21 protein-coding genes are annotated in these 19,850 nt (G+C 73.8%); 8 read left to right on the top strand and 13 right to left on the bottom strand.

Translation table 11 applies throughout. The features are described 5' to 3' along the window. Positions 1–8: 8 nt before the first annotated feature. Genes VGD85_RS03725 through VGD85_RS03705 form a run of 5 tightly spaced genes read right to left on the bottom strand, consistent with a single transcriptional unit; the run spans position 9 to position 2,992 of the window. On the bottom strand, positions 9–521 hold the full coding sequence (locus VGD85_RS03725; RefSeq protein ID WP_331062106.1) for a DinB family protein: 513 nt from the start codon (positions 519–521) through the stop codon (positions 9–11). Continuing rightward, the gene (locus VGD85_RS03720) at positions 518–1,261 is read right to left on the bottom strand and encodes a VOC family protein (RefSeq protein ID WP_331062105.1); all 744 of its coding nucleotides are present in this window, start codon (positions 1,259–1,261) and stop codon (positions 518–520) included. Before VGD85_RS03720 ends, VGD85_RS03725 begins: the two co-directional genes overlap by 4 nt. Next, positions 1,258–1,572 carry a pyridoxamine 5'-phosphate oxidase gene (locus tag VGD85_RS03715; RefSeq protein WP_331062104.1) on the bottom strand — a complete coding sequence of 105 codons (315 nt, stop codon included), beginning with the start codon at positions 1,570–1,572 and terminating at the stop codon, positions 1,258–1,260. The genes VGD85_RS03720 and VGD85_RS03715 overlap by 4 nt, the downstream gene beginning before the upstream one ends. Next, positions 1,569–2,213 (bottom strand): YigZ family protein, encoded by a 645-nt coding sequence (locus VGD85_RS03710; RefSeq protein WP_331062103.1) that lies wholly within the window; start codon positions 2,211–2,213, stop codon positions 1,569–1,571. Before VGD85_RS03710 ends, VGD85_RS03715 begins: the two co-directional genes overlap by 4 nt. Continuing rightward, positions 2,210–2,992 carry a TSUP family transporter gene (locus VGD85_RS03705; protein ID WP_331062102.1) on the bottom strand — a complete coding sequence of 261 codons (783 nt, stop codon included), beginning with the start codon at positions 2,990–2,992 and terminating at the stop codon, positions 2,210–2,212. Before VGD85_RS03705 ends, VGD85_RS03710 begins: the two co-directional genes overlap by 4 nt. Before the next feature lie 129 nt (positions 2,993–3,121). Here VGD85_RS03705 and VGD85_RS03700 point away from each other — a divergent pair, with 129 nt between their 5' ends. Then, positions 3,122–3,790 carry a hypothetical protein gene (locus tag VGD85_RS03700; protein ID WP_331062101.1) on the top strand — a complete coding sequence of 223 codons (669 nt, stop codon included), beginning with the start codon at positions 3,122–3,124 and terminating at the stop codon, positions 3,788–3,790. A gap of 59 nt (positions 3,791–3,849) precedes the next feature. Continuing rightward, the gene (locus tag VGD85_RS03695) at positions 3,850–4,698 is read left to right on the top strand and encodes an ABC transporter substrate-binding protein (RefSeq protein ID WP_331062100.1); all 849 of its coding nucleotides are present in this window, start codon (positions 3,850–3,852) and stop codon (positions 4,696–4,698) included. A gap of 20 nt (positions 4,699–4,718) precedes the next feature. Here the strand turns inward: VGD85_RS03695 and VGD85_RS03690 are convergent, their stop codons facing one another. Together VGD85_RS03690 and VGD85_RS03685 are read right to left on the bottom strand one after the other, a co-directional pair. Then, complete coding sequence (locus VGD85_RS03690) at positions 4,719–5,303, bottom strand: hypothetical protein (RefSeq protein WP_331062099.1); 585 nt, start codon at positions 5,301–5,303, stop codon at positions 4,719–4,721. A 193-nt stretch (positions 5,304–5,496) separates the two neighbouring features. Beyond that, a complete protein-coding gene (locus VGD85_RS03685) occupies positions 5,497–6,108 on the bottom strand; it encodes a hypothetical protein (RefSeq protein WP_331062098.1) in 612 nt (203 codons plus the stop codon). A 529-nt stretch (positions 6,109–6,637) separates the two neighbouring features. On the opposite strand from VGD85_RS03685, the gene VGD85_RS03680 reads away from it, so the two are divergent. The 3 genes from VGD85_RS03680 to VGD85_RS03670 are packed head-to-tail and all read left to right on the top strand — an operon-like array spanning position 6,638 to position 10,026. Further along, positions 6,638–7,063, top strand: a complete 426-nt coding sequence (locus VGD85_RS03680; protein ID WP_331062097.1) for an HNH endonuclease — start codon at positions 6,638–6,640, stop codon at positions 7,061–7,063. Positions 7,064–7,100: 37 nt separating this feature from the next. Continuing rightward, positions 7,101–7,499 carry a DUF2695 domain-containing protein gene (locus VGD85_RS03675; RefSeq protein ID WP_331062096.1) on the top strand — a complete coding sequence of 133 codons (399 nt, stop codon included), beginning with the start codon at positions 7,101–7,103 and terminating at the stop codon, positions 7,497–7,499. A gap of 55 nt (positions 7,500–7,554) precedes the next feature. After that, positions 7,555–10,026 (top strand): TIM-barrel domain-containing protein, encoded by a 2,472-nt coding sequence (locus VGD85_RS03670; RefSeq protein ID WP_331062095.1) that lies wholly within the window; start codon positions 7,555–7,557, stop codon positions 10,024–10,026. Between the two features lie 5 nt (positions 10,027–10,031). Here VGD85_RS03670 and VGD85_RS03665 read toward each other — a convergent pair whose 3' ends face one another. Beyond that, entirely contained in the window at positions 10,032–12,062 is a 2,031-nt protein-coding gene (locus tag VGD85_RS03665; protein ID WP_331062094.1) for a VWA domain-containing protein, read from the bottom strand. Positions 12,063–12,077: 15 nt separating this feature from the next. Then, positions 12,078–13,466, bottom strand: a complete 1,389-nt coding sequence (locus tag VGD85_RS03660) for a magnesium chelatase (RefSeq protein ID WP_331062093.1) — start codon at positions 13,464–13,466, stop codon at positions 12,078–12,080. Between the two features lie 65 nt (positions 13,467–13,531). On the opposite strand from VGD85_RS03660, the gene VGD85_RS03655 reads away from it, so the two are divergent. Next, positions 13,532–13,891, top strand: a complete 360-nt coding sequence (locus tag VGD85_RS03655; RefSeq protein WP_331062092.1) for a YchJ family protein — start codon at positions 13,532–13,534, stop codon at positions 13,889–13,891. On the opposite strand, the gene VGD85_RS03650 is transcribed toward VGD85_RS03655, so the two are convergent. Further along, positions 13,888–14,298 carry a CBS domain-containing protein gene (locus VGD85_RS03650; protein ID WP_331062091.1) on the bottom strand — a complete coding sequence of 137 codons (411 nt, stop codon included), beginning with the start codon at positions 14,296–14,298 and terminating at the stop codon, positions 13,888–13,890. The two genes, VGD85_RS03655 and VGD85_RS03650, sit on opposite strands and share 4 nt — an antisense overlap. Before the next feature lie 3 nt (positions 14,299–14,301). Beyond that, positions 14,302–15,174 (bottom strand): universal stress protein, encoded by an 873-nt coding sequence (locus VGD85_RS03645; RefSeq protein WP_331062090.1) that lies wholly within the window; start codon positions 15,172–15,174, stop codon positions 14,302–14,304. A 131-nt stretch (positions 15,175–15,305) separates the two neighbouring features. Here VGD85_RS03645 and VGD85_RS03640 point away from each other — a divergent pair, with 131 nt between their 5' ends. Then, positions 15,306–15,746, top strand: coding sequence for a pyridoxamine 5'-phosphate oxidase family protein (locus tag VGD85_RS03640; protein ID WP_331062089.1), 441 nt, complete (start codon positions 15,306–15,308; stop codon positions 15,744–15,746). 30 nt (positions 15,747–15,776) lie between these two features. Then, positions 15,777–17,348 (top strand): GAF domain-containing sensor histidine kinase, encoded by a 1,572-nt coding sequence (locus tag VGD85_RS03635; RefSeq protein ID WP_331062088.1) that lies wholly within the window; start codon positions 15,777–15,779, stop codon positions 17,346–17,348. Between the two features lie 75 nt (positions 17,349–17,423). Here VGD85_RS03635 and VGD85_RS03630 read toward each other — a convergent pair whose 3' ends face one another. Beyond that, the gene (locus tag VGD85_RS03630; protein WP_331062087.1) at positions 17,424–18,080 is read right to left on the bottom strand and encodes a response regulator transcription factor; all 657 of its coding nucleotides are present in this window, start codon (positions 18,078–18,080) and stop codon (positions 17,424–17,426) included. Continuing rightward, positions 18,077–19,850: thiol reductant ABC exporter subunit CydC (cydC, locus tag VGD85_RS03625; protein ID WP_331062086.1), on the bottom strand; the 1,774-nt coding region annotated here is incomplete at its 5' end. The genes cydC and VGD85_RS03630, both read right to left, overlap by 4 nt.

Below are 19,850 nucleotides of genomic sequence, written 5' to 3'. Positions count from 1 at the left end.
GCTGGGCCTCACTCGCCGGTGGCGCCGTCGATCGACTCGCGGATCAGGTCGGCGTGGCCGTTGTGCCGGGCGTACTCCTCGACCAGGTGCAGCAGGATCCAGCGCAGGCTGAACGGCTCCCCGGTCTGTCGCGAGGGCCGCGCCGACAGGTCGTCGAGCCCCGCGCCGGAGAGCACCGCGGCGGCGTCGGCGACCATCCGCTCGTAGAGCGCCCAGATCTCCTCGGGGCTGTCGTCACGGGCGCTGTGCCAGTCCCAGTCGACGTCGGCGGCCCAGTCGACCGAGGCCCACGGCTCGGCGTACTCCTCGCCGAGGAAGACCCGCCGCAGCCAGGAGTGCTCGACCAGCGCGAGGTGCTTGACCATCCCGCCGAGCGTCATCGTCGACGGGGCGAGCGCGGTGTCGAGCTGCGCCGCGTCGAGACCACCCGCCTTCATCCGCAGCGTGTCTCGGTGGTAGTCGAGGAACGCGAGCAGCATGGTGCGCTCGTCGGCCGCGAGCGGCGGGTCGGACCTGGTCATCGCGGCGTCCTCCCGGTGATGCAGTACGTCGTCCCCACCGGGTCGGTCAGCACCGTCCAGTGGTCGTGGACCCGGGCGACGCTCGCGCCGAGCCCGACGTGCCGCTCGGTCTCGGCCTCCCGGTCGTCGGCGGCCAGGTCGAGGTGGGCCGCCACCGCGCCACCCGCGCCACCCGCGTCGTCGAGTCGCTGGAGCAGCCAGCGCAGCGGCTGGTCGTCCGGCGGGTGCAGTCGCGAGAACTCCGCCGACACGGAGTCCTGGTGGTCCCACCCGGTGAGCGCCTGCCAGAACGCCACCTCGGTCTCGTGGCGCTCCGGCGGGATGTCCAGGCAGACCTGGTCGACGCAGGACCGGCCGCCCGGCCACGTCGCCGGCGCGGGGCGGTGCGACGCGTGGTGGCGCACGAAGCAGAACACGAAGCCGCCGGGCGAGCGGAGCACGACGTACCCGTGCTCGTGGCGCATCAGCACGTGGGCACCGAGCTCGATGGCGGCCTCGGCCGCGACCGTGGGGTTCTCGACGTGCAGGTCGAGGTGCACCCGGCCCTCGCCGTCGTCGAGGCGCTGCACCCGCAGGTAGTCGTCGCCGTCGGGCGGCACCAGCGTGGCGAACGCGCCGTCGACCCCGCGGCGCTCGGAGAGCGCGTAGCCGGTGACGTCCTGCCAGAACGCGACGCCGCGCTCGAAGTCCGCGGGCGCGAAGTCGAGGAACGCGCTGACCCAGAACGGCGAGGTGCTCATCCGACCGCCTTGTGCAGGATCGCGCTGCTGGGCGTGAGCACGACGTCGTCGCCCTGGACCGCGCCGGTGCCGTCGACGAGCAGAGTGAGACCGCCGGGCTCCGGCGGCGAGAACAGCAGCGTCACGGCGGGGTTGACGCCGACGTTGGCCACCGAGCCGCGGCCGGGAGCCGCGACCCGCAGGGTGTCGTCGACCGCCGACACGCGCACGGAGACGGCCTTGACCCGGCCCTCGGACGAGGTCAGCAGGTAGCCGCGGCCGAAGCCCGCCAGGGCCTTCGGCAGGTCGGCGAGGTCCACCGGGATGCTCATAGAGGGAGGCTATCCACCCAGCGCTCGCCCGCCACCCGCGTTTCGCCCATCCCGGCCGTGAGCTCCGCGAGCAGCGCGACCAGCCGCGCCTCCTCATCAGGCGGCACGCCGAGCCGCAGGGTGACCTGGGCGGCGTACGCCGTGTCCAGCACCGCGACGCCCCGGGCGCGCAGCTCGCTCTCGATCCGGCCGGCGTCGGCGTGGCCGAGCTCGAGCAGGTGCTCGCGCACCAGGGTGCGCCGCAGGGTGCCGGCCTCGTCCAGGCCGGCGCGCACGGCGTCGCCGTAGGCCCGGACCAGCCCGCCGGCGCCGAGCAGCGTGCCGCCGAACCACCGGGTCACCACCGCGACCACGTCGCTGACGCCCGCCCCCGCGTGGCCGCGGAGCACCTCGAGCATGGGGGCGCCGGCCGTGCCCGCGGGCTCACCGTCGTCGGAGGAGCGCTCGACCTGGCCGATCCGGAACGCCGAGCAGTGGTGCCGGGCGTCCCAGTGCTCGCGCCGCAGCCGGTCCACCACCGCGCGGGCGGCGGTCTCGTCCTCGACGCGCTCGAGCGTGCACCGGAACCGCGACCGCTTGACCTCGATCTCCGCCTCGGCGGACCGCGCGATCGTGAGGTAGCTGCTGGCCGGGGTCGTCACGACCACACCCCGAGGACCTCGCCGCCGATGCGCACCACGAACGCCGCGACGACCACCACGAAGAACACCCGCACGAACCCGGCGCCTCGCGCGACCGCCGTACGCGCCCCGAGGTAGCCGCCGACCAGGTTGCAGGCCCCCATCACGAGGCCGACGCGCCACACCACGGCGCCCTGCGGCACGAACACGCACAGCGCGGCGAGGTTCGTCGCCCAGTTCGCGAGCCGGGCCTTCGCCGAGGCCTCGAGGAAGCTGTAGCCGAGCAGCCCGACGAGCGTGATCACGAAGAAGCTGCCGGTGCCGGGACCGAGCGCCCCGTCGTAGAAGCCCACCGCCAGTCCGGTGAGCATCGCGGCCGCGGTGTGGCGGTGGCCGGCGAAGCGCAGCAGCGTCTGCTCGCCGATCGTGGGCCGCAGCAGCACGTATCCACCCACGACGACCAGCGCGACGAGCACGATCGGCTGGAAGGCGTCGCGCGGGATGTGGCTCGCGACCACCGCTCCCGCCGCGGATCCCGCGAACGCGAACAGCATCAGCGGCCCGAACGTCCGCGGGTCGGGGCGGATCCGTCGGTAGTACGTCGCGCTGCTCATCGTGGTCCCGCAGATCGACGCGAGCTTGTTGGTGGCCAGCACCTGCACGGGCGCCGCCTGGGGCAGTCCGAGCAGCAGCGCCGGCAGCTGGATCAGGCCGCCGCCGCCCACGACCGCGTCGACGAACCCGGCCGCGAGCCCGGCGAGGCCGAGCAGCGCGAGCACGGTGAGCGTCGGGTCGTCCATGGACCCCTTCGGTGGTCGAGTAGCGAGCGCAGCGAGCGTATCGAGACCCCCAGCCGGTTCCCAGCCGACCTCCAGCGGGCGGCGACAGGGTGCTCCCACCGAACCGTCACACAACGAGAGAGAGACACCATGCACCGCCGTTGGCTGGCCCGCGCGCTGACCGCGCTCGTCGCCCCCGCCGTCATCGTTCCCGCCCTCGCCACGTCCGCCTCCGCGGCCGCCGAGGTGCCCGGCATCGACGAGGTCGCGCAGATCTACCCCCACCTCGAGGGCGGCACCGCCAGTGAGAGCACGAGCAAGGTCTACGGGCCGGCCAAGAAGTGCAAGACGAAGGCGATCAAGGGTGCCTCGCAGACCACCGCGTCGTACTCCCCCGACTACAGCTCCGGCGACCCCGACGTGTACGTGATCGACGGCGAGCACCCGAGCGTGTCGGCGACGGCCATGCAGTTCCCCTCGACGAAGGCGGCGGTGAAGTACCTCCACGGCTACGCGAAGTTCGCCAAGGACTGCCCCGGCACCAACCCCGGTGGCGGCGGCGGTGGCGGCGGTGGCGGCGCCGACTGCAAGAGCTCGATGAAGAAGATCAAGTTCAAGCTGGGCGACGAGCGCTGGGGCTACCAGATGAAGTCCACCTGCAAGATCGGCGACCAGACCACGACGATGGTGTTCAACTCGCTGTTCTCCCGCAAGGGCAAGTTCATCGTCTACACCAGCGCGATGTCGATGGACGCCACGGCGCCGTCGATCCCGAAGTCGATCGAAATGACCGAGCTGGCGCTGAAGACCGTCTCCTGACGTCTGCTCCCACCGATCCGCACACCCCGGCCCCAGGACCGACCTCCTAGGGTCGGGGTGTGCGGATCGTGTCGTTGCTCCCCTCGACCACCGAGATCCTGTTCGCGATCGGCGCCGGTGACGACCTCGTCGGGGTGACGTTCGAGTGCGACTTCCCTCCGGAGGCGCGTTCGCGCACCGTGGTCTCCACCTCGGCGATGCCGGAGGGGCTGGCGCCCGCCGAGATCGACGCGTACGTCGCCGGGGCGATGGCCCGCGGCGAGGACCTCTACCATCTGTCCGCCGACGCGCTGGCCGACCTCGACGCCGACCTGGTCGTCACCCAGGACCTGTGCGCGGTGTGCGCGGTGGACGTGTCGGTGGTCGACGACGCCCTCGCCCTCCTGGGCTGCACCGCCGACGTGCTGACGATCGACCCGCACACCCTCGACGAGGTCTTCGACTCGATCCTGCTCCTGGGGCGTGCCACCGGCCACCTCGCGGAGGCGACGGCGCTGGTCGAGGCCCAGCGGGCGCGGCTGGACGCGGTCGCCGGGCGGGTCGCGGGGCGGGACCGCCCGCGGGTGATGCTGCTGGAGTGGACCGACCCGCCCTTCGCGCCGGGTCACTGGGTGCCGCAGATGATCGAGGCGGCCGGCGGCGTACCCCTGCTGGGCGAGACCGGGCGGAAGTCGCGGCGCGTGACGTGGGACGCCATCCACGCCGCCGGCCCCGAGGTTGTCGTGGCGGCGCCGTGCGGGTTCGACCGCGACGGGGCGGCGGCCCTCGCGTCGGAGCTCGTCGCGTCGGGGGTGCTCCCGGCGGGCGTGCCGGTGCATCCCGTCGACGCCAACGCCTCCTGGGCGCGCCCGGGCACCCGCCTGGTCGACGGTGTCGAGGAGCTGGCCGCGATCCTGCACCCGGCGTAGCGGCCCGCCGTCAGCTCGGCTCAGGCGGCGATCTCCTCCCAGCAGCGGGCGAGCCGCAGCCCCGCGTCCCAGCCGGGTGCCCGCCCGCCGTGCGGAGGGGCGAGCGCGGCGACGTCGTGCCCGCTGCCGCACAGCAGCCAGGCGACCAGCGAGTTGGAGTTCCACATCTCGCCGAGACCCAGCTCGTCGCGTCCCCAGGTGAGCTCGGGGACCAGCGGCACGAGCGCCAGGAGGTGCACGGCCCGCGTCGAGTCCGTGGTGACGAGGACCGGCCCGTCGACGGCCGCCTCCCGGTCGGGGATCACCCCGTCGCGCCACCGGCGCACCTCATAGCGGAACAGCACCGACCGCCCCCACCAGCGCATGCCGACCGGTCCGGTGGCGACCACGCCGCGCGCCGCGGAGACCCGGCTCCACGCCGGCGCCATCTCGATCACGTACGACGCCACACCGACGTCGACCTGGAGCGCGGCGTGGAACAGCTCGCGCGGCTCCCGGTGCTCGCGACGCGCGGCCCAGGCCTCGAACAGCCGGCCGTTGCGCGCCACGACCCGGCCGCCGGCTCCGAGCGGCAACCAGTACAGGCGAACGCGCGCGTCCTCCACGCGCCCATGCTCACCCCCCACCCCCGAGCCTCCCAGGGTCCTTGGTCCCGCTGTCGGGTCGGTCGGGGTCCACGCACCTGACACAAATGCTCCGCAGAGCGCCGGCGGACGACAGTCCGGTCAGGTGCGTGGGAGCGGACCGGGAGCCCGAGGACGCCCGTGGCGCGCCCTCGGGCTCCCGACCGGTCCGGCCTCAGCCCAGGCGCAGGGCGCCGAGGATGTCGTTCAGCAACCGGGTCAGGCGCCCCAGTGCGCCGCCGAGCCCACCGTCGAGCAGCCCGGTCACGGCGCAGAGCAGGTTGCCCAGCAGCTTGCCGGACCCGGAGTTCGCGACGACGTCGAGCACGACGCGGTCGAGGTGCACCTTCAGCCCGAGCAGATCGAGGTCGAGCGGTGCGAGCACGAGGTGGAGCACGTCGCACGTGGCCTGCCCGGCGACAGCGCGACCGACCCGGATCGGCGTGCCCTCGATGGACTTGACGCGCGCTGTCTTGAGCGTGGCGAACGTCGTACGGTCACCGTTGCGCTCATGCACGACCCCTCGGACGAGGCCGCGGACGAAGACCTTGCCGTCCCGCTTGACGAACCGCAGCGGCACGAACGAGCCGCCGACGTCGCGCCCATCGGCCGTGGTGCCGACGATGCGGGAACGCAGGTCGCCCGCCTTGGTGTGCGCGACGACGCGTTCCGCTGTCGGTGCGACCGACGCGCTCGCCGGCGACGCCTGCAGCGACGTCATCGTCATGGCGAGCGCGACCGCGAGTACGGCCGTCACCTTGAGCCTCGCTGTGTCGAACATGATCATGGGTCTCCCTCCGAGTTGGTCCCTTCCTCCTGGCAGGTACCTGTCGCGGCCTCCTGGTCGTGTTACGTGCGTCACGCACGCGACCCGGGGATGAGCGGCTCCTCTCGGTGGTCGAGTCCCGTCGCGAGGGACGAGCGACGGGGCGTATCGAGACCCGGTCCGTTCGGGTCGGGGCCGGCCCCCGGCTTCCCGACAGCCACTTGTCCGGCTGCTCGATCCGCCGACTCGACCACCACCCCGCCGTCCACGACGCGCTGAAGACCGGGGACCTCCTCCCCGACCAGGCCGCGGTGGTCATCAAGGCCGTCGAGGACCTCCCCGACCACGTCCCCACCGACCTGGTCCAGCAGGCCGAGGAACGCGCCGCCGCCATGACCACCCCGGCTCACCCTGCGCGAAGACCCCGACGGGACCGTCCGCGGCACCTTCACCCTCCCGTCCGCCCAGGGACAGATGCTCAAGAAGCAGCTCCACGCCCTCGCCGCCCCCAAGCACCGCACCGCCACCCAGGGCACCGACGGGCACCTCGGTGAGCGCATCCCCGGACCACAGCGGATGGGACAGGCGTTCTGCGAATGGATCGAGCGCTACCGCACCGACCGGCGCCGTCATCTCCCCCGGACAGGCCCGCCGCCTCGCCTGCGAAGCCGGCCTCCTCCCGATGGTCCTCAACGGGAAGTCCGAGGTCCTCGACCTCGGCCGACGCCGCCGCCTCCATTCGAAGGCCCAACGCATCGCCATCGCCCACCGCGACCAGCACCGCACCACCGACTGCTGCGACTGGCCACCCGGCATGTGCCACGTCCACCACGACCCCTCCTGGGCCACGGGAGGCCCCACCGACATCGAACACGCCCGACTCCTCTGCCCCCGACACCACGCCCGAGCCCACGACCCCACCTACGAGACGACCAGACTCCCCGGCGGCAAGGTCGCCTTCACCAGGCGGACGTGAGCCGACCGGTGTCGGCGGCGACCACTACACAGGTGCCATGAACGAGACGTCGGTGGCCGAGGAGGCCGAGCGCTACCTGCAGATCCTGGCCGACCCGCGCAGCGAGCCGGCCCCGACGGAGTGCCTGGCGTGCTTCGTGGCCCGGATGCTTCGTGACTTCGGCTGCGACACGACGCTGCGCTGGGCGCAGCGCTTCCGCGACCTGCGCTCACCCACGGCGACCGGGCTGGAGCGCCGGCTCGGCAACGTCGGCGGGTTCTGCGACTGCGAGATCTTCCTCAACGGCTACCGGCTGCGCCGCGAGCTCCTCGTGCGCGACCTGGCGACCGACGAGCTGGAGGCACCGGTCGATCCACCCCCCTGCGCCGGGGTGCGGCGCACCTCCACCCGACCCTGCGCCAACTGGGAGCGGAGAAGCCGCTACGACACCTGGTAGGCCGATCCGGCGACATCGCCCGGCACCACCACGGTCCACGTGCGAGCATGCCGCCATGCGCGCCCGCCCGCTGCTGACCTGGATCCCCGGACTCGTCCTCGCCGCCGGCCTGCTGGTGACCGGCACACCGGCCATGTCGGCCGACGATGCACCAACCGGCCGGGCGACGAGCGGCTCGGCACCCGACCGGGCCCCGTCCGAGCGCTCCGGCGGGATGCACGCGGAGGTGACCGCGCCCGTCGGTGGCGACTGGTCCGTGCGCTTCGTCGATGCCGACGGCACGGTGGTCGCCTCGGTCGAGCAGGACGCGATCGCCTTGGTGACCGCGGCCGGCCGGGTGCCCGCCGACCACGTGCGGGCGGTGCACGACGACGTCGTCGAGCTCGGCACGCCGGACCCGGCCCTCACGGCGAGCGTGCGGGTCAGCCCCGCCGGGGACGGTGCGTACGCCGTTGCGGCGGCTGGGCAGGGCAGCGGCATCACCGGTGTCTCGATCGACCTCCGCGCGCCCGCCGGTGAGCGCTACGTAGGCCTGGGCGAGCGCTCGGACGCCGTGGACCATCGCGGCCGCAAGGTGCAGAACCGGGTCCTCGACGGGCCCTACACGACCGGCCAGGCGGCGCTGGTCTCCGGGTTCGTGCCGCCGCCCGGCTTCAGCGCCCGCGCGGACGCGACCTACTTCCCGGTGCCGTGGGTGCTCTCCACCGCCGGGTACGGGCTGCTCGTCGACAACGACGAGGACAGCTCCTTCGAGCTGGCGACCCTGCAGCATCCCGACGTCAACCGCCTGGTGGTGCAGTCCGACCACCTCGACCTGCGCGTCTTCGCGGGGCCGACGCCGGCCCGCGCGCTCGGCCGGATGACCCGCGCCGTCGGCCGGCAGCCGGCCCCGGCCGGACCGATGGTCTACGGCGCCTGGTGGCAGCCGGTGGGCGACGCACCGGCCGGGCTCGCGGAGCAGCGCGACCGCGACGTCGCGATCTCGGTGGCCCAGACCTACGTCCACTACCTGCCCTGCGGCAGCCAGGACCCCGCGCGCGAGCGCGCGCTCACCCAGGCCCTGCACGCCCAAGGCGTCGGGGTGACGACGTACTTCAACCCGATGGTGTGCACGACCTACCAGCCCGTCTACGACCAGGGCGTCGCCGCGGGCGCGTTCACGCGCAACCCCGACGGCTCCCCGCTGGTCTACCGCTACTCGACGGCCACGAACTTCCAGGTCTCCCAGCTCGACTTCTCCGCGGCTGCGGGCCGCGACCTCTTCCACCGTCTGCTCGACGAGGCGGTGGCCGACGGCTACGACGGCTGGATGGAGGACTTCGGCGAGTACACCCCCGCGACCGCGGTCTCCGCCGACGGCACGCCCGGCCCGACCATGCACAACCGGTACGTCGAGCAGTACCACGCGGCCGCGCGCGACTTCGAGACCCGCGCCCCGCGACCCCTGCTGCGATTCAACCGGTCCGGGTGGACCGACGCGATCCAGGAGTCCTCGATCGTGTGGGGTGGCGATCCGACCACGACGTGGGGCTTCGACGGGCTGACCTCCTCGGTGCGCCAGGGCCTGACCATGGGCACGTCGGGGGTGTCGTTCTGGGGTCCGGACATCGGCGGCTTCTTCACGCTGTTCACCGACCCCGTGCTCTCCCCGGAGCTGCTGGCCCGGTGGATCGAGTACGGCGCGTTCACCGGCGTGATGCGGCTGCAGTCGGGCGGCATCGCGATCGGCGCATCCGGCGAGCGGGCCCAGGTCACCGACCCGGCCGTCGCCCCCGTGTGGAAGCGCTACACCCGGCTCCGCACGATGCTCTACCCCTACATCGCCGGCAGCCAGGACGCCTACCTGCGTCGCGGGCTGCCGCTCATGCGTCACCTCGCCCTGGCCCATCCCGGTGACCGGCAGGCCGTGCGCACTGACGACGAGTACCTCTTCGGCCGCGACCTCCTGGTCGCGCCGGTGACGACGCGAGGTGCCGAGGACCGGCAGGTCTACCTGCCGCGCGGCCAGTGGATCGAGCTGGCCCGCGCCTGGCGGCTGCGCGACAGCGGCCGCTTCGCGCTGCGCCGCGCGGACGTGGTGCACGGGCACCGCACGGTGACCGCCCGAGCCCCGCTCGGCACCATCCCCCTGTTCCTGCGCGCCGGCGCGGTCCTGCCGCTGCTGCCGCGCGACGTCGACACGCTCAGCGACTACGGCGACGGCGTCGTCCGACTGGCAGACCGTGCCGCCCGGCGTACGCTCCTCGCCGCGCCGCGCACCGGCACCTGGCGCGGCGCCCTCGGGGCGGGCGAGACGCTCGGCTCGACGGTCACCCGCGGCTCCTGGACGCTGCGCCTCACCGCCCACGAGACCCGGACGTACGCCGTCCTCGCGACGCTGGCGGGCCTCGCCGCGGGTTGGCGGCCCTGCGGCGTCGAGGCCGGCGGCCGCGCAGTGCGGTTCGACTACGCGCCCATCCGGCGGGTGCTGCGGTTCACGACCGCGCTCGCCTCCGACGGCGTGGTCCGGGTGACCGCCTGCCGGTAGGGCTCTCAGTCGCCGACCCAGAACCCGCGGCCACCGAACCAGTCGCCGTACCCGCCGTAGCCCGCGCCCGCCCCCGGGCGGCGGGAGCCGAGGTAGGAGCCGACCACGGCGGCCCCGAGGTCGTCGAGCTCGGGGGCGATCACGCGGCCGTCGACGCGGCGGGCCATCTGGTCGATGAAGCGGGCCAGGCCCGGGTCGTCGCCGAGGCGGAAGAACGTCGTCTGCGCGCCCAGCCGGCCGGCGGCGTCGAGCTCGCGCACGGCGTACGCGACCGTGAGCGGGTGCGGCGGGTAGGAGAAGTAGACCTGGCCGTCGGGCTCCAGGTGCGAGGTCGGCTCGCCGTCGGTGACGATCAGCAGCACCGGCTGGGCGTTGGGGTGCTTGCGGAAGTGCCGGTTGGCCAGCAGCAGCGCGTGGTGGAGGTTCGTGCCCTTGTCCCAGCGGGCGTCCAGCGCGGTGAGCTGCTCGATCTCCATCACCTCGGCGTGCCGGCCGAAGCCGATCAGCTGCAGGTGATCACCGCGGAAGCGCGAGCGGATCAGCGTGTGCAGGGCGAGCGCCGTGCGCTTCATCGGCACCCAGCGGCCGTCCATCGCCATCGAGAACGACGTGTCCACGAGCAGCGCGACCGCGGCCTGGGTGCGCGCCTCGGTCTCCTGCACCTCGACGTCGTCGATCGAGAGCATCGGGCCGTGCCGGTCACCGGCGCGGCGCAGCACGCCGTTGAGCATCGTGCGGGGCACGTGCCAGGGCTCGGTGTCGCCGAACGCCCAGGACCGCGTGGCACCCGAGAGGTCCCCGGCCGCGCCCGCGCGCTGGAGCTCGCGCTGGCCCTGACGGCCCGACATCCGCTCGGCGACGTCGCGCAGCAGCGCCTTGCCGAGCTGGCGCATCGCCTTCGGTGAGAGCCGGTACTGCCCGTCGGTGCCGCGCTTGAGGTAGCCGGAGTCGCGCAGCGCCTGCTCGAGGCGCTGGAGGGTGCGGGCGTCGACCGCGGCCTGGTCACCGAGCTGCCGCGCGAGCTTGTCGAGGTCGACGTCGTCCATCCGGGCGCCACCGTAGGACTGCGAGAGCTGCTCGCCGAGCTCGTCGAGATCGGCGAGGTCCTGGAGCACGCCGGTGCCGTCGCCGAGACCGAGCCCCTCCTGCCCCTCGAAGCGTTCGGAGCCGCCCCAGTCCTCGCCCGGGCGCAACGCCTGCAGGTTGGCGTCCATCCGCGCCAGCTGGTCCATCAGCTCCGGGGAACCGAACGCCTGCTGGGAGAGCTCCATGAGCTCCTGGCGCTGCTCGGGCGACATCGAGTTCAGCATCCGCTGGGCGGCGGCGGATCGCTGGGCGAGGGAGTCGAGCAGCTCGTCGATGTTCTGCGGCTGCTCGGGGAAGAAGTCCCCGTGCTTGCCCATGAACTCCTCGAAGTCCTCCGGGGTGTCCTCACCGCGGGCGTGCTTCTCGAGCAGCTCGTTGAGGTCGCCGAGCATCTCGTTGACCGCGGCGCGGTCGGCGTCGGTGGCGTTCTCCAGCGCCTGCTTCATGCCGGCGAAGCGCTGGTCGAGCAGCTCGCGGCCGAGTAGGTCCTTGATCTTCTCGTAGTCCTCGCGCGCCTCGCGGCTCTGCCAGTCGTACGACGACAGCTCGCTCACCGCCGCGGCCGTGCTGGGCGGGCCCCCCTGAGGGTACGCAGCGTCGAGCTGCATCTCGCGGAACGCGCGGTCGGCGTCGTCCATCATCGCGTCGCGCGCCAGCTGCTTGCGCTCCTCGAGCAGGGCATGATCGAGCAGCTCGCGCACCTCCTCGAGCGTGCCGTCGAGGTGGTGGCGCGAGGTGAGCTCCCGGCGCCGCTCGGCCACCCGCCGGGCCAGATCGTCGAGCCCGGCCTGGTCGCGGCCGCCGCGGCGGAGGAACTCGCGCATCGCCCGCTCCGGGGAGTAGCCCGCCATCACGTCCTCGCCGATGGCGTCGAGCGCCTCGGCGAGGTCGACGGGCGGGGCGAGCGGGTCGCCGCCGTCGTACCTCGTGAAGCGGGTGCGGTCCTTCATCGCGCGCTCCTGGGCCTACCCGTAGACCGTCTCGGCGCCGTCGGCGTCCTTGCCGATCTTGCGGGCCAGGTACAGCCCCTCGAGGGCGAGCTCGATCGCACACGCGCGCTCGCCGTCGTTGGTGGCCTCGAAGCGGTCGCAGACCTCGTCGTACAGCTCGGACTCGCCGAGGACGGGCAGGCCGGTGAGGAAGTCGCGGGCGGTCACCTGCTCGCCGGTCGTGATCATCGCGCCGTTCTCGATCGCCTCGACCAGCAGGGCGAAGTCGAGGCCGCGGAAGTGGTGGCGCACGGCCTCGGCGGTCGCGGTGCGCAGCAGGTGGGTGAGGATCTCGGCCTCCCGGCCCTCCTCGCCGCTCTCGAACTCGATCTTGCCGCCGAGCACGTCCACGGCCGTCTCGAGGTCGACGACCCGGGCCACCGCCGCGTCCTCGCCCTGGGAGGTGGCGCGGTGCAGGGCCGCCGCGGCGATCGTCTCGGCCCCGGCGATCGCGAACCGCGCGGAGACGCCCGAGCGCTGGTCGACGGCGCTGGACTCGCGCAGGTGCCGGGTGAACCGCGCGAGCACCTCGATCAGCGCGTCGGGCACCTCGGCGACGAGGTCGGCCTCCTGGCGGATCACCGCGACCTCGTCCTCGAGCTCGGTCGGGTAGTGGGTGCGGATCTCGGCGCCGAAGCGGTCCTTGAGCGGGGTGATGATGCGGCCGCGGTTGGTGTAGTCCTCGGGGTTGGCGCTGGCGACGACGAGCACGTCGAGCGGCAGCCGCAGGACGTAGCCGCGGATCTGGATGTCGCGCTCCTCCATCACGTTGAGCATCGCGACCTGGATCCGTTCGGCGAGGTCGGGCAGCTCGTTGATCGCGACGATCCCCCGGTGACTGCGCGGGATCAGCCCGAAGTGGATCGTCTCCGGGTCGCCGAGCGAACGGCCTTCGGCGACCTTCATCGGGTCGACGTCGCCGATCAGGTCGGCGACCGAGGTGTCCGGGGTGGCGAGCTTCTCGGAGTAGCGCTCCGAGCGGTGCCGCCAGGCGATCGGCAGCTCGTCGCCGAGCTCGGCGGCGCGGCGCTGGGAGACGTGGCTGATCGGCTCGTAGGGGTGCTCGCCGAGCTCGGAGCCGTCGATCACCGGGGTCCACTCGTCGAGCAGCCCGACCAGCGTGCGCAGCAGCCGGGTCTTCCCCTGGCCGCGCTCGCCGAGCAGCACCACGTCGTGGCCGGCGATCAGGGCCCGCTCGAGCTGCGGGATCACCGTGTCGTCGAAGCCGTGCAGTCCCGGCCACGGATCGCGGCCCTCGCGCAGCGCGGCCAGCAGGTTGTCGCGCACCTCCTGACGCAGGTGCTTGTGGACGTGGCCGGAGGCGCGCAGCTCGCCGACCGTCTTCAGGGCAGGTGCCGAGGTCACACGCCCACGCTACTCAGCGGATCAACAACCGGGCCCTGTCTCCGTTTCCGGCCTAGGGTGCAGGTGTGCCTCTCCAGCAGACCTGCCCGTGCGGCTCGGGCGCGACGTACGACGCCTGCTGCGGCCGACTGCACCGCGGCGCCGCGGAGGCCGAGACGGCCGAGCGGCTGATGCGGGCGCGGTATGCGGCGTACGCCGTCGGCGACGTCGACTACGTCTTCCGCACCTGGCACCCCCGGACCCGACCCCACGACCTCCCCCCGGCCGGACGGCCGAAGTGGACGGGGCTGCGGATCCTCGGCAGCGGAGAGGACTGGGTGGAGTTCGTCGCGTCCTACGAGGACGCCGGGGTGTCCGGCGAGCTGCGCGAGCGCAGCCGGTTCGAGCGGCGCGGCGCCCGCTGGGTGTACGTCGAGCCGGCCTAGGGGCTCGCCGGTCGCCGGTCGCCGTTGGCGAGGTGCCGGCCGGCGACGTGGGCCACGAGGTCGGCCCACGTCACGATGCCGACCACGCGCCCGGTCTCGTCGGCGACGACGATCGCGTCGACCAGCGCGTCGAGCATCACCTCGGCGGCCCGCGGCAGGTCGTCGTCCGGGTGCACCCGCGCGGGCTCGGAGAGGATCTGGTCGCCGACCCGGCCGGGCCACCCCGGCATCCCGAGGGCGGCGAGCACCTGCTCGACCGACAGCAGCCCGACCACGTGACGGTCGGGGTCCACGACGACGAGGTGGCGCACTCCCGAGGACAGGAACGTGTCCACGGCGATCGTGAGGTCGCAGTCGGCGGAGATCGCCACCACGCGGCGCGACATGACCGTCGACACCGGCTCCACGGGTCAGCCCTCCGGCTCCGGCACGATCGCGACCGGACAGGTGGCGTGCTCGAGGACGGCGTTGGCGATCGAGCCGTAGAGCAAGGTGGTCAGCGTGCCGCCGTGGTGGGCGCCGACGACGACCAGGTCCATCCCCTGGGAGGCCCGCACCAGCCGCTCGTCGGCCATCCCCCGCACCAGCTCTGTGCGGGCCTGGACCTCGGGGAACTTCTCGGCGAGACCCGCGAGCGACTCGGCGAGCTCCAGGCGCACGTCGGTGGCGACCGGCTCCTCCTCCGTCCCGGGCCGGGCGTCCCAGAAGCAGTGCATGATCGTCAGCGGCAGCCGGTGCAGCGCCGCCTGCCGGTAGGCGAACTCCACGGTCGCCACCGACCGCTCGGTGCCGTCGGCGCCGACCAGGACGCCGTTGCGCACCGCGGCGGGGTCACCGGGCCGGACCACGACGACCGGGCAGCGCGCCTCGCGGGAGACCGCCAGGCTCACCGACCCGAGCAGCAGGCTCTTGATCGGCCCGCGGCCACGCGACCCGACCACGACCAAGGCCGCCTTCTCGGAGAGCTCCAGCAGCGTGACCCGGGCGTCGGAGAGGTGGATGACCTCGTGCACGTCCAGGCCGGGCGCCCGGCGCGCGATCTGCTCGCGGGCGTGGCGCAGCATCACCCGAGCGTCGTCCTGCAACGCCTCGAGCACGGCCCGGTGGTCGATGCCGGCCGGGTCCACCCAGACCGACCCCGACGGGTCCACGCCGTGTGCCAGCGTGAGCTGCCGGGACTCCAGCCCGGCCTGGTCGACCGCCCACTCCAGGGCCCGCTCCGCGGACGGAGAACCGTCCATGCCGACGACGATGGTCCCCGTCGGAATCGCAGTGGTCTCCATGCACCCACCGTGCGCCGAGGGGTCCGGAGCGAGTAGCGCCGAAGGCCCCGCATGTCAGGACCATCGGCCCTGCTGACCGCGAAGGGCCGCTGGACAGCATGGGAGCACACCGAAGACCCGAGGGGGACACCGTGCCCGATGCGATCGACCTGAGCCGCGAGGAGTGCGAGCGACTCCTGCGTGCCGGCGTCGGCGGCCGGATCGCGCTCTCCTCCCCGAACGGGCCCCACATCGTGCCGGTCAACTACTCCGTCGTCGACGACGCCATCGTGGTGCGGACCTCGCCGTACAGCGTGCTCGGCACCTACGGGCGCGACAGCATGCTGGCCTTCGAGGTCGACCAGTTCGACCACGACCGGCAGCGCGGCTGGAGCGTGGTGGCGCGGGGCCGGGGCGAGGTCGTCACCGACGCCGACGAGCTGGAGCGGATCCGCGCGGTGTGGGAGCCGCGGCCGTGGGCAAGCGGGGCCCGCAGCCTGCACCTGCGGCTGCGCTGGACCGAGCTGTCCGGACGGCAGATCGGGTCGGGCTGGGACGTCGAGGCGGCGCTGCCCGTGCGTCGCTCCGTGTGATCGCGGACGTCGCCGAGGCAGACTGAGGCCGTGACGTCCGAGCACCGCGACGCACCTCCCGCGTCGTTGCGACCCGTGCTGGACGCCGTCGCCGCCATCGCCTCCGACCTGGACCTGCGCTCGGTCCTGACCCGCATCGTCGAGGCGGCCACCCAGCTCACCGGCGCCCGGTACGGCGCGCTCGGCGTGCTCGGCAGCGACTCCGTGGTCGAGTTCGTGACCACCGGCATCGACGACGCGACCGCCCGGCTGATCGGCGACCCGCCGCGTGGCGACGGTGTCCTCGGGCTGCTGCTCGACGACCCGCGGCCGCTGCGGATCGACGACGTGACCCGGCACCCGAAGGCCGCCGGCTTCCCACCGCACCATCCGCCCATGCGCTCCTTCCTGGGCGTTCCCGTGCGGATCCGGGGCACCGTCTACGGCAACCTCTACCTGACCGAGAAGGCCGGCGGGGGCGGCTTCACCAGCGCGGACGAGGAGCTCGTCGAGGCGCTCGCGAGCACGGCCGGGTTCGTGATCGACAACGCCCGCGCCTACGGGCTCAGCGAGCGGCGCCGGCAGTGGCTCGAGGCGTCCGCCGAGCTCGCCGAGACCCTGCAACCCCCCATCGACGTGGGGCGGGCGCTGGCCCAGGTCGCGCGGTCGGCGCGCTCGATGGCCCAGGCCCTGGCCGCGTCGGTGCTGCGGCTCGACAACGGAGCCCCGGTGCACACGACCTCCGTGGACCCCGCCGACGCCGAGCAGGTCGACGCCGCACTCGAGGAGCTCGGCGACCAGGTGTGGCCCCGCGGCGACGCCTCGCCGGTCTACGTCACCGTCGGCGGGCTGGAGGCGTTGCTGGTGCCGTTGCGCACCCACCTGGTCGGCAGCGGCCTGCTGGTCCTGCTCTTCGAGGCCGGCACGCCCCCGACGGCGTTCGACGAGCGGGCCCTGCTCGCGACGTTCGCCGACCAGGCCGGCCTCGCCCTGGACCGGGCCCAGGCGATCGAGGACCGCGCCGAGCTCGCGGTCACCTCCGATCGAGAACGCATCGCCCGCGACCTGCACGACCTGGTGATCCAGCGGCTGTTCGCGACCGGGCTGCAGCTCCAGGGCGCGAGCACGATGGCGACCACGTCGGCGCTGGCCGAGCGCATCGACCAGGCCGTCGAGGCGCTCGACATGACGATCAAGGACATCCGCGGCACGATCTTCGAGCTCCAGCACCGCGGGCACGCACCCTCGCTGCGCGCCGACCTGCGCCAGCTGGCCCGCGAGTACGCGCCGCTGCTGGAGTTCGACCCGACGGTGTCGACGGTCGGGCCGGTCGACACCGCCGTACCCCCGGAGGTGCGCGAGCAGCTGCTCCCCGTGCTCCGGGAGGCGCTGTCCAACCTGGCCCGGCACGCGGCCGCCGACGAGGCGGAGATCGAGCTGTACGTCGACGACCGCGAGGTCCGGCTCACCGTGCTCGACAACGGCGTCGGCCTGAGCGCGCTCAGCGCCGAGAGCGGGCTGCGCAACGCCCGCCGCCGGGCGACCGCGCTGGGCGGGTCGTTCGAGCTCGGCGCCCGCCAGCCGCGCGGGACGTCGTTCGTCTGGCGGGTGCCGCTGCGCTGAGGCTGCTGGCCGACCCGGACCGACCCGGACCGACCCGGCGCGACCCGCGGGCGGCCGGTGCGGCCGGTCAGGCGGTCAGCTCCCGCCGCCGAGCAGCTTGCTGGCGAGCACCGCGGCCTGGGTGCGCCGCTCCAGGCCGAGCTTGGCCAGGATGCTGGAGACGTAGTTCTTCACGGTCTTCTCGGCGAGGTACATGCGCTCGCCGATCTGGCGGTTGGTCAGCCCCTCGGCGATGTAGCCGAGCAGCTTGAGCTCCTGCTCGGTCAGCTCGGCCAGCTCGGGCGCGGTCGTCGGTGGGTTGCGCACCCGCTCGAGCACCCGCGCGGTGAGCGTCGGGTCGATCAGCGAGTTGCCGGCCGCCACCTGGCGGATCGCCGAGACCAGGTCGGAGCCCTTGATCTCCTTGAGGACGTAGCCGGCCGCGCCGGCCATGATCGCCGCGAACAGCGCCTCGTCGTCGTCGTAGGAAGTGAGGATCAGCGCGGAGATCGTCGGGTCGACCGCACGCACCGTGCGGCACACCTCGATGCCCGACCCGTCGGGCAGCCGAGCGTCGAGCACCGCGACGTCCGGCCGCAGCGCGGGGATCCGGTGGCTCGCGTCCACCGCGGAGCCGGACTCGCCGACGACCTCGATGTCACCGGAGCTCTCCAACAGCGCGCGCAACCCCTGGCGGACGACCTCGTGGTCGTCGAGGAGGTAGACACGGATCTTCGCCGAGTCCTCAGTCATGCCCTTGTTCTACCAGCACCGAGGTCGAGAACGCGTTCGACCCGGTCAAGACCGGCATCGGCGTGCGTGATCCAGAGGACCGTGCGGCCCTCGTGGCCGCCGAGCACCTCGGCCGCCAGCGCCTCCGCCGTCGCGCCGTCCAGGTGCGCCGCGGGCTCGTCGAGCACCAGCACCGGCTGGTCGGCCAGCAGGGACCGCGCGATGGCGATCCGGGCCCGCTCGCCCCCGGAGACGCCGGCGTGGCCGTCGCCCAGCCAGCTGTCCAGGCCGGCCGGCAGCGAGTCCAGCCAGTCGCCGAGCCGGGCGCGACGCAGCGCGTCCTCGACCTCCGCGTCCGTGGCCCCCGGCCGCGCGAGGCGCACGTTCTCGGCCAGCGTGGTCGCGAACACGTGCGGGTCGTCGTCGACCAGCCCGACGGTGCGGCGTACGTCGTCGAGCGCCAGGTCCCGCAGCGGCCGCTTGCCCAGGTGCACGCTGCCGCGGACCGGGTCGACGAACCGCAGCAGCAGCGAGGCCAGCGTGCTCTTGCCCGAGCCGGTCGGGCCCACGACCGCGACGCGGTCGCCCGGACGCAGGTCGAGCGTGAGGTCCTCCAGCACGACCCGGTCCTCCCAGGCGGCCCACACGCGGTCGAGGCCCACCTCGTCGTCGCCGTCGGCGGGCACGGGGTGCTCGGGTTCGGCGACCGCCGGGGGCGTCGCGGCGATCCGGGCCAGCCGCGCCTCGGCGGCCTCGGTCCGGGCCGAGAGCGCGCCGGCGTCGGCGACGGAGGTGGCGACCTCGGCGAGCGCCAGGGGCATCAGCACGAGCAGCGCGAGCATCGGACCCGACAGCGACCCGTCGGCGACCAGCGGTGCCAGCAGCCAGGCCATCGCGGCGACCCCAGCCCCGCTGACGGACAGCACGACCGCGCGCGCCCAGGCCAGCCACGTGGCGGCCGCCACCGCGGCGCGGCCGAGCTCGTCGCTGATCGCGCCGACCGCGGCGAGCGCCCGTCCCTCGGCCTGCCACATGGTCAGCTCGCTGGCGGTCTGGGTCACCTCGACGACCGCGTCGGAGAGGCGGGCGCGGGTGGCGACGGCACGCCGTTCGGCGCGGGTCGCGCCGACGCGGGCGAGCAGGTAGCCCGACCCGCCGGCCAGCAGGCAGGTGCCGGCCAGCACCGGCACCGACCACGGCTCGACGATCGCGCCCACGGCGACCGCCAGCACGGCCACGACCACGGCCCCGCGCACCGGCATCCGCACGCGCAGCTCCCGGTCCAGCACCGAGTCGACGTCGTCGACGATCGCCGCCAGGACGTCACCACGGCGCCGGCCGAGGGCGCCGGGCGTCAGCGGGACGACCGCGTCGTACACCTCGACCCGGCGCTCGGCGAGCATCCGCAGCACGACGTCGTGGGAGCGGAGCCGCTCGACGTAGCGCAGCGCGGGCCGGGCCAGGCCGAAGGTCCGCACGGACACGATCGCGACCAGCAGCGTCAGGATCGCCGGGCGGGTGGAGGCCTGCACGATCAGCCAGCCGGCCGTCGCCGTCAGTGCCACCCCCGAGGCCGAGGCGAGCGCAGCCAGGAGCGTGCTGTCCCAGAACCTGATCCGGGTGGGCGTGCCGGGCGGGGCCGGTGGCGGACCGTCCGGCGGTGCCGTCGGCCGTGGGCCGGCCGGACTCCGCCCGCGGACACGGGCCCGCGCCACCGGCGCCGGGAGCGCGAGCACCTGGTCGGCGAGCTGCACCATGACAGGGTCGTGGGCGACGAGCACCACACCGTGG

It is taken from the genome of Nocardioides sp., assembly GCF_036401255.1.
Classification (GTDB): Bacteria; Actinomycetota; Actinomycetes; order Propionibacteriales; family Nocardioidaceae; genus Nocardioides.
The sequence above is the reverse complement of the archived record's forward strand: the minus strand, read 5'-3'. Positions and strand labels throughout refer to the sequence as shown.

Coding starts and splice junctions, on each gene's coding strand:
- VGD85_RS03715 (WP_331062104.1), bottom strand. CDS start 1,572: ATGAGCATCCCGGTGGACCTCGCCGACCTGCCGAAGGCCCTGGCGGGC.
- VGD85_RS03670 (WP_331062095.1), top strand. CDS start 7,555: ATGCGCGCCCGCCCGCTGCTGACCTGGATCCCCGGACTCGTCCTCGCC.
- VGD85_RS03705 (WP_331062102.1), bottom strand. CDS start 2,992: ATGGACGACCCGACGCTCACCGTGCTCGCGCTGCTCGGCCTCGCCGGG.
- VGD85_RS03665 (WP_331062094.1), bottom strand. CDS start 12,062: ATGAAGGACCGCACCCGCTTCACGAGGTACGACGGCGGCGACCCGCTC.
- VGD85_RS03700 (WP_331062101.1), top strand. CDS start 3,122: ATGCACCGCCGTTGGCTGGCCCGCGCGCTGACCGCGCTCGTCGCCCCC.
- VGD85_RS03720 (WP_331062105.1), bottom strand. CDS start 1,261: ATGAGCACCTCGCCGTTCTGGGTCAGCGCGTTCCTCGACTTCGCGCCC.
- VGD85_RS03685 (WP_331062098.1), bottom strand. CDS start 6,108: ATGATCATGTTCGACACAGCGAGGCTCAAGGTGACGGCCGTACTCGCG.
- VGD85_RS03630 (WP_331062087.1), bottom strand. CDS start 18,080: ATGACTGAGGACTCGGCGAAGATCCGTGTCTACCTCCTCGACGACCAC.
- VGD85_RS03725 (WP_331062106.1), bottom strand. CDS start 521: ATGACCAGGTCCGACCCGCCGCTCGCGGCCGACGAGCGCACCATGCTG.
- VGD85_RS03645 (WP_331062090.1), bottom strand. CDS start 15,174: ATGGAGACCACTGCGATTCCGACGGGGACCATCGTCGTCGGCATGGAC.
- VGD85_RS03675 (WP_331062096.1), top strand. CDS start 7,101: ATGAACGAGACGTCGGTGGCCGAGGAGGCCGAGCGCTACCTGCAGATC.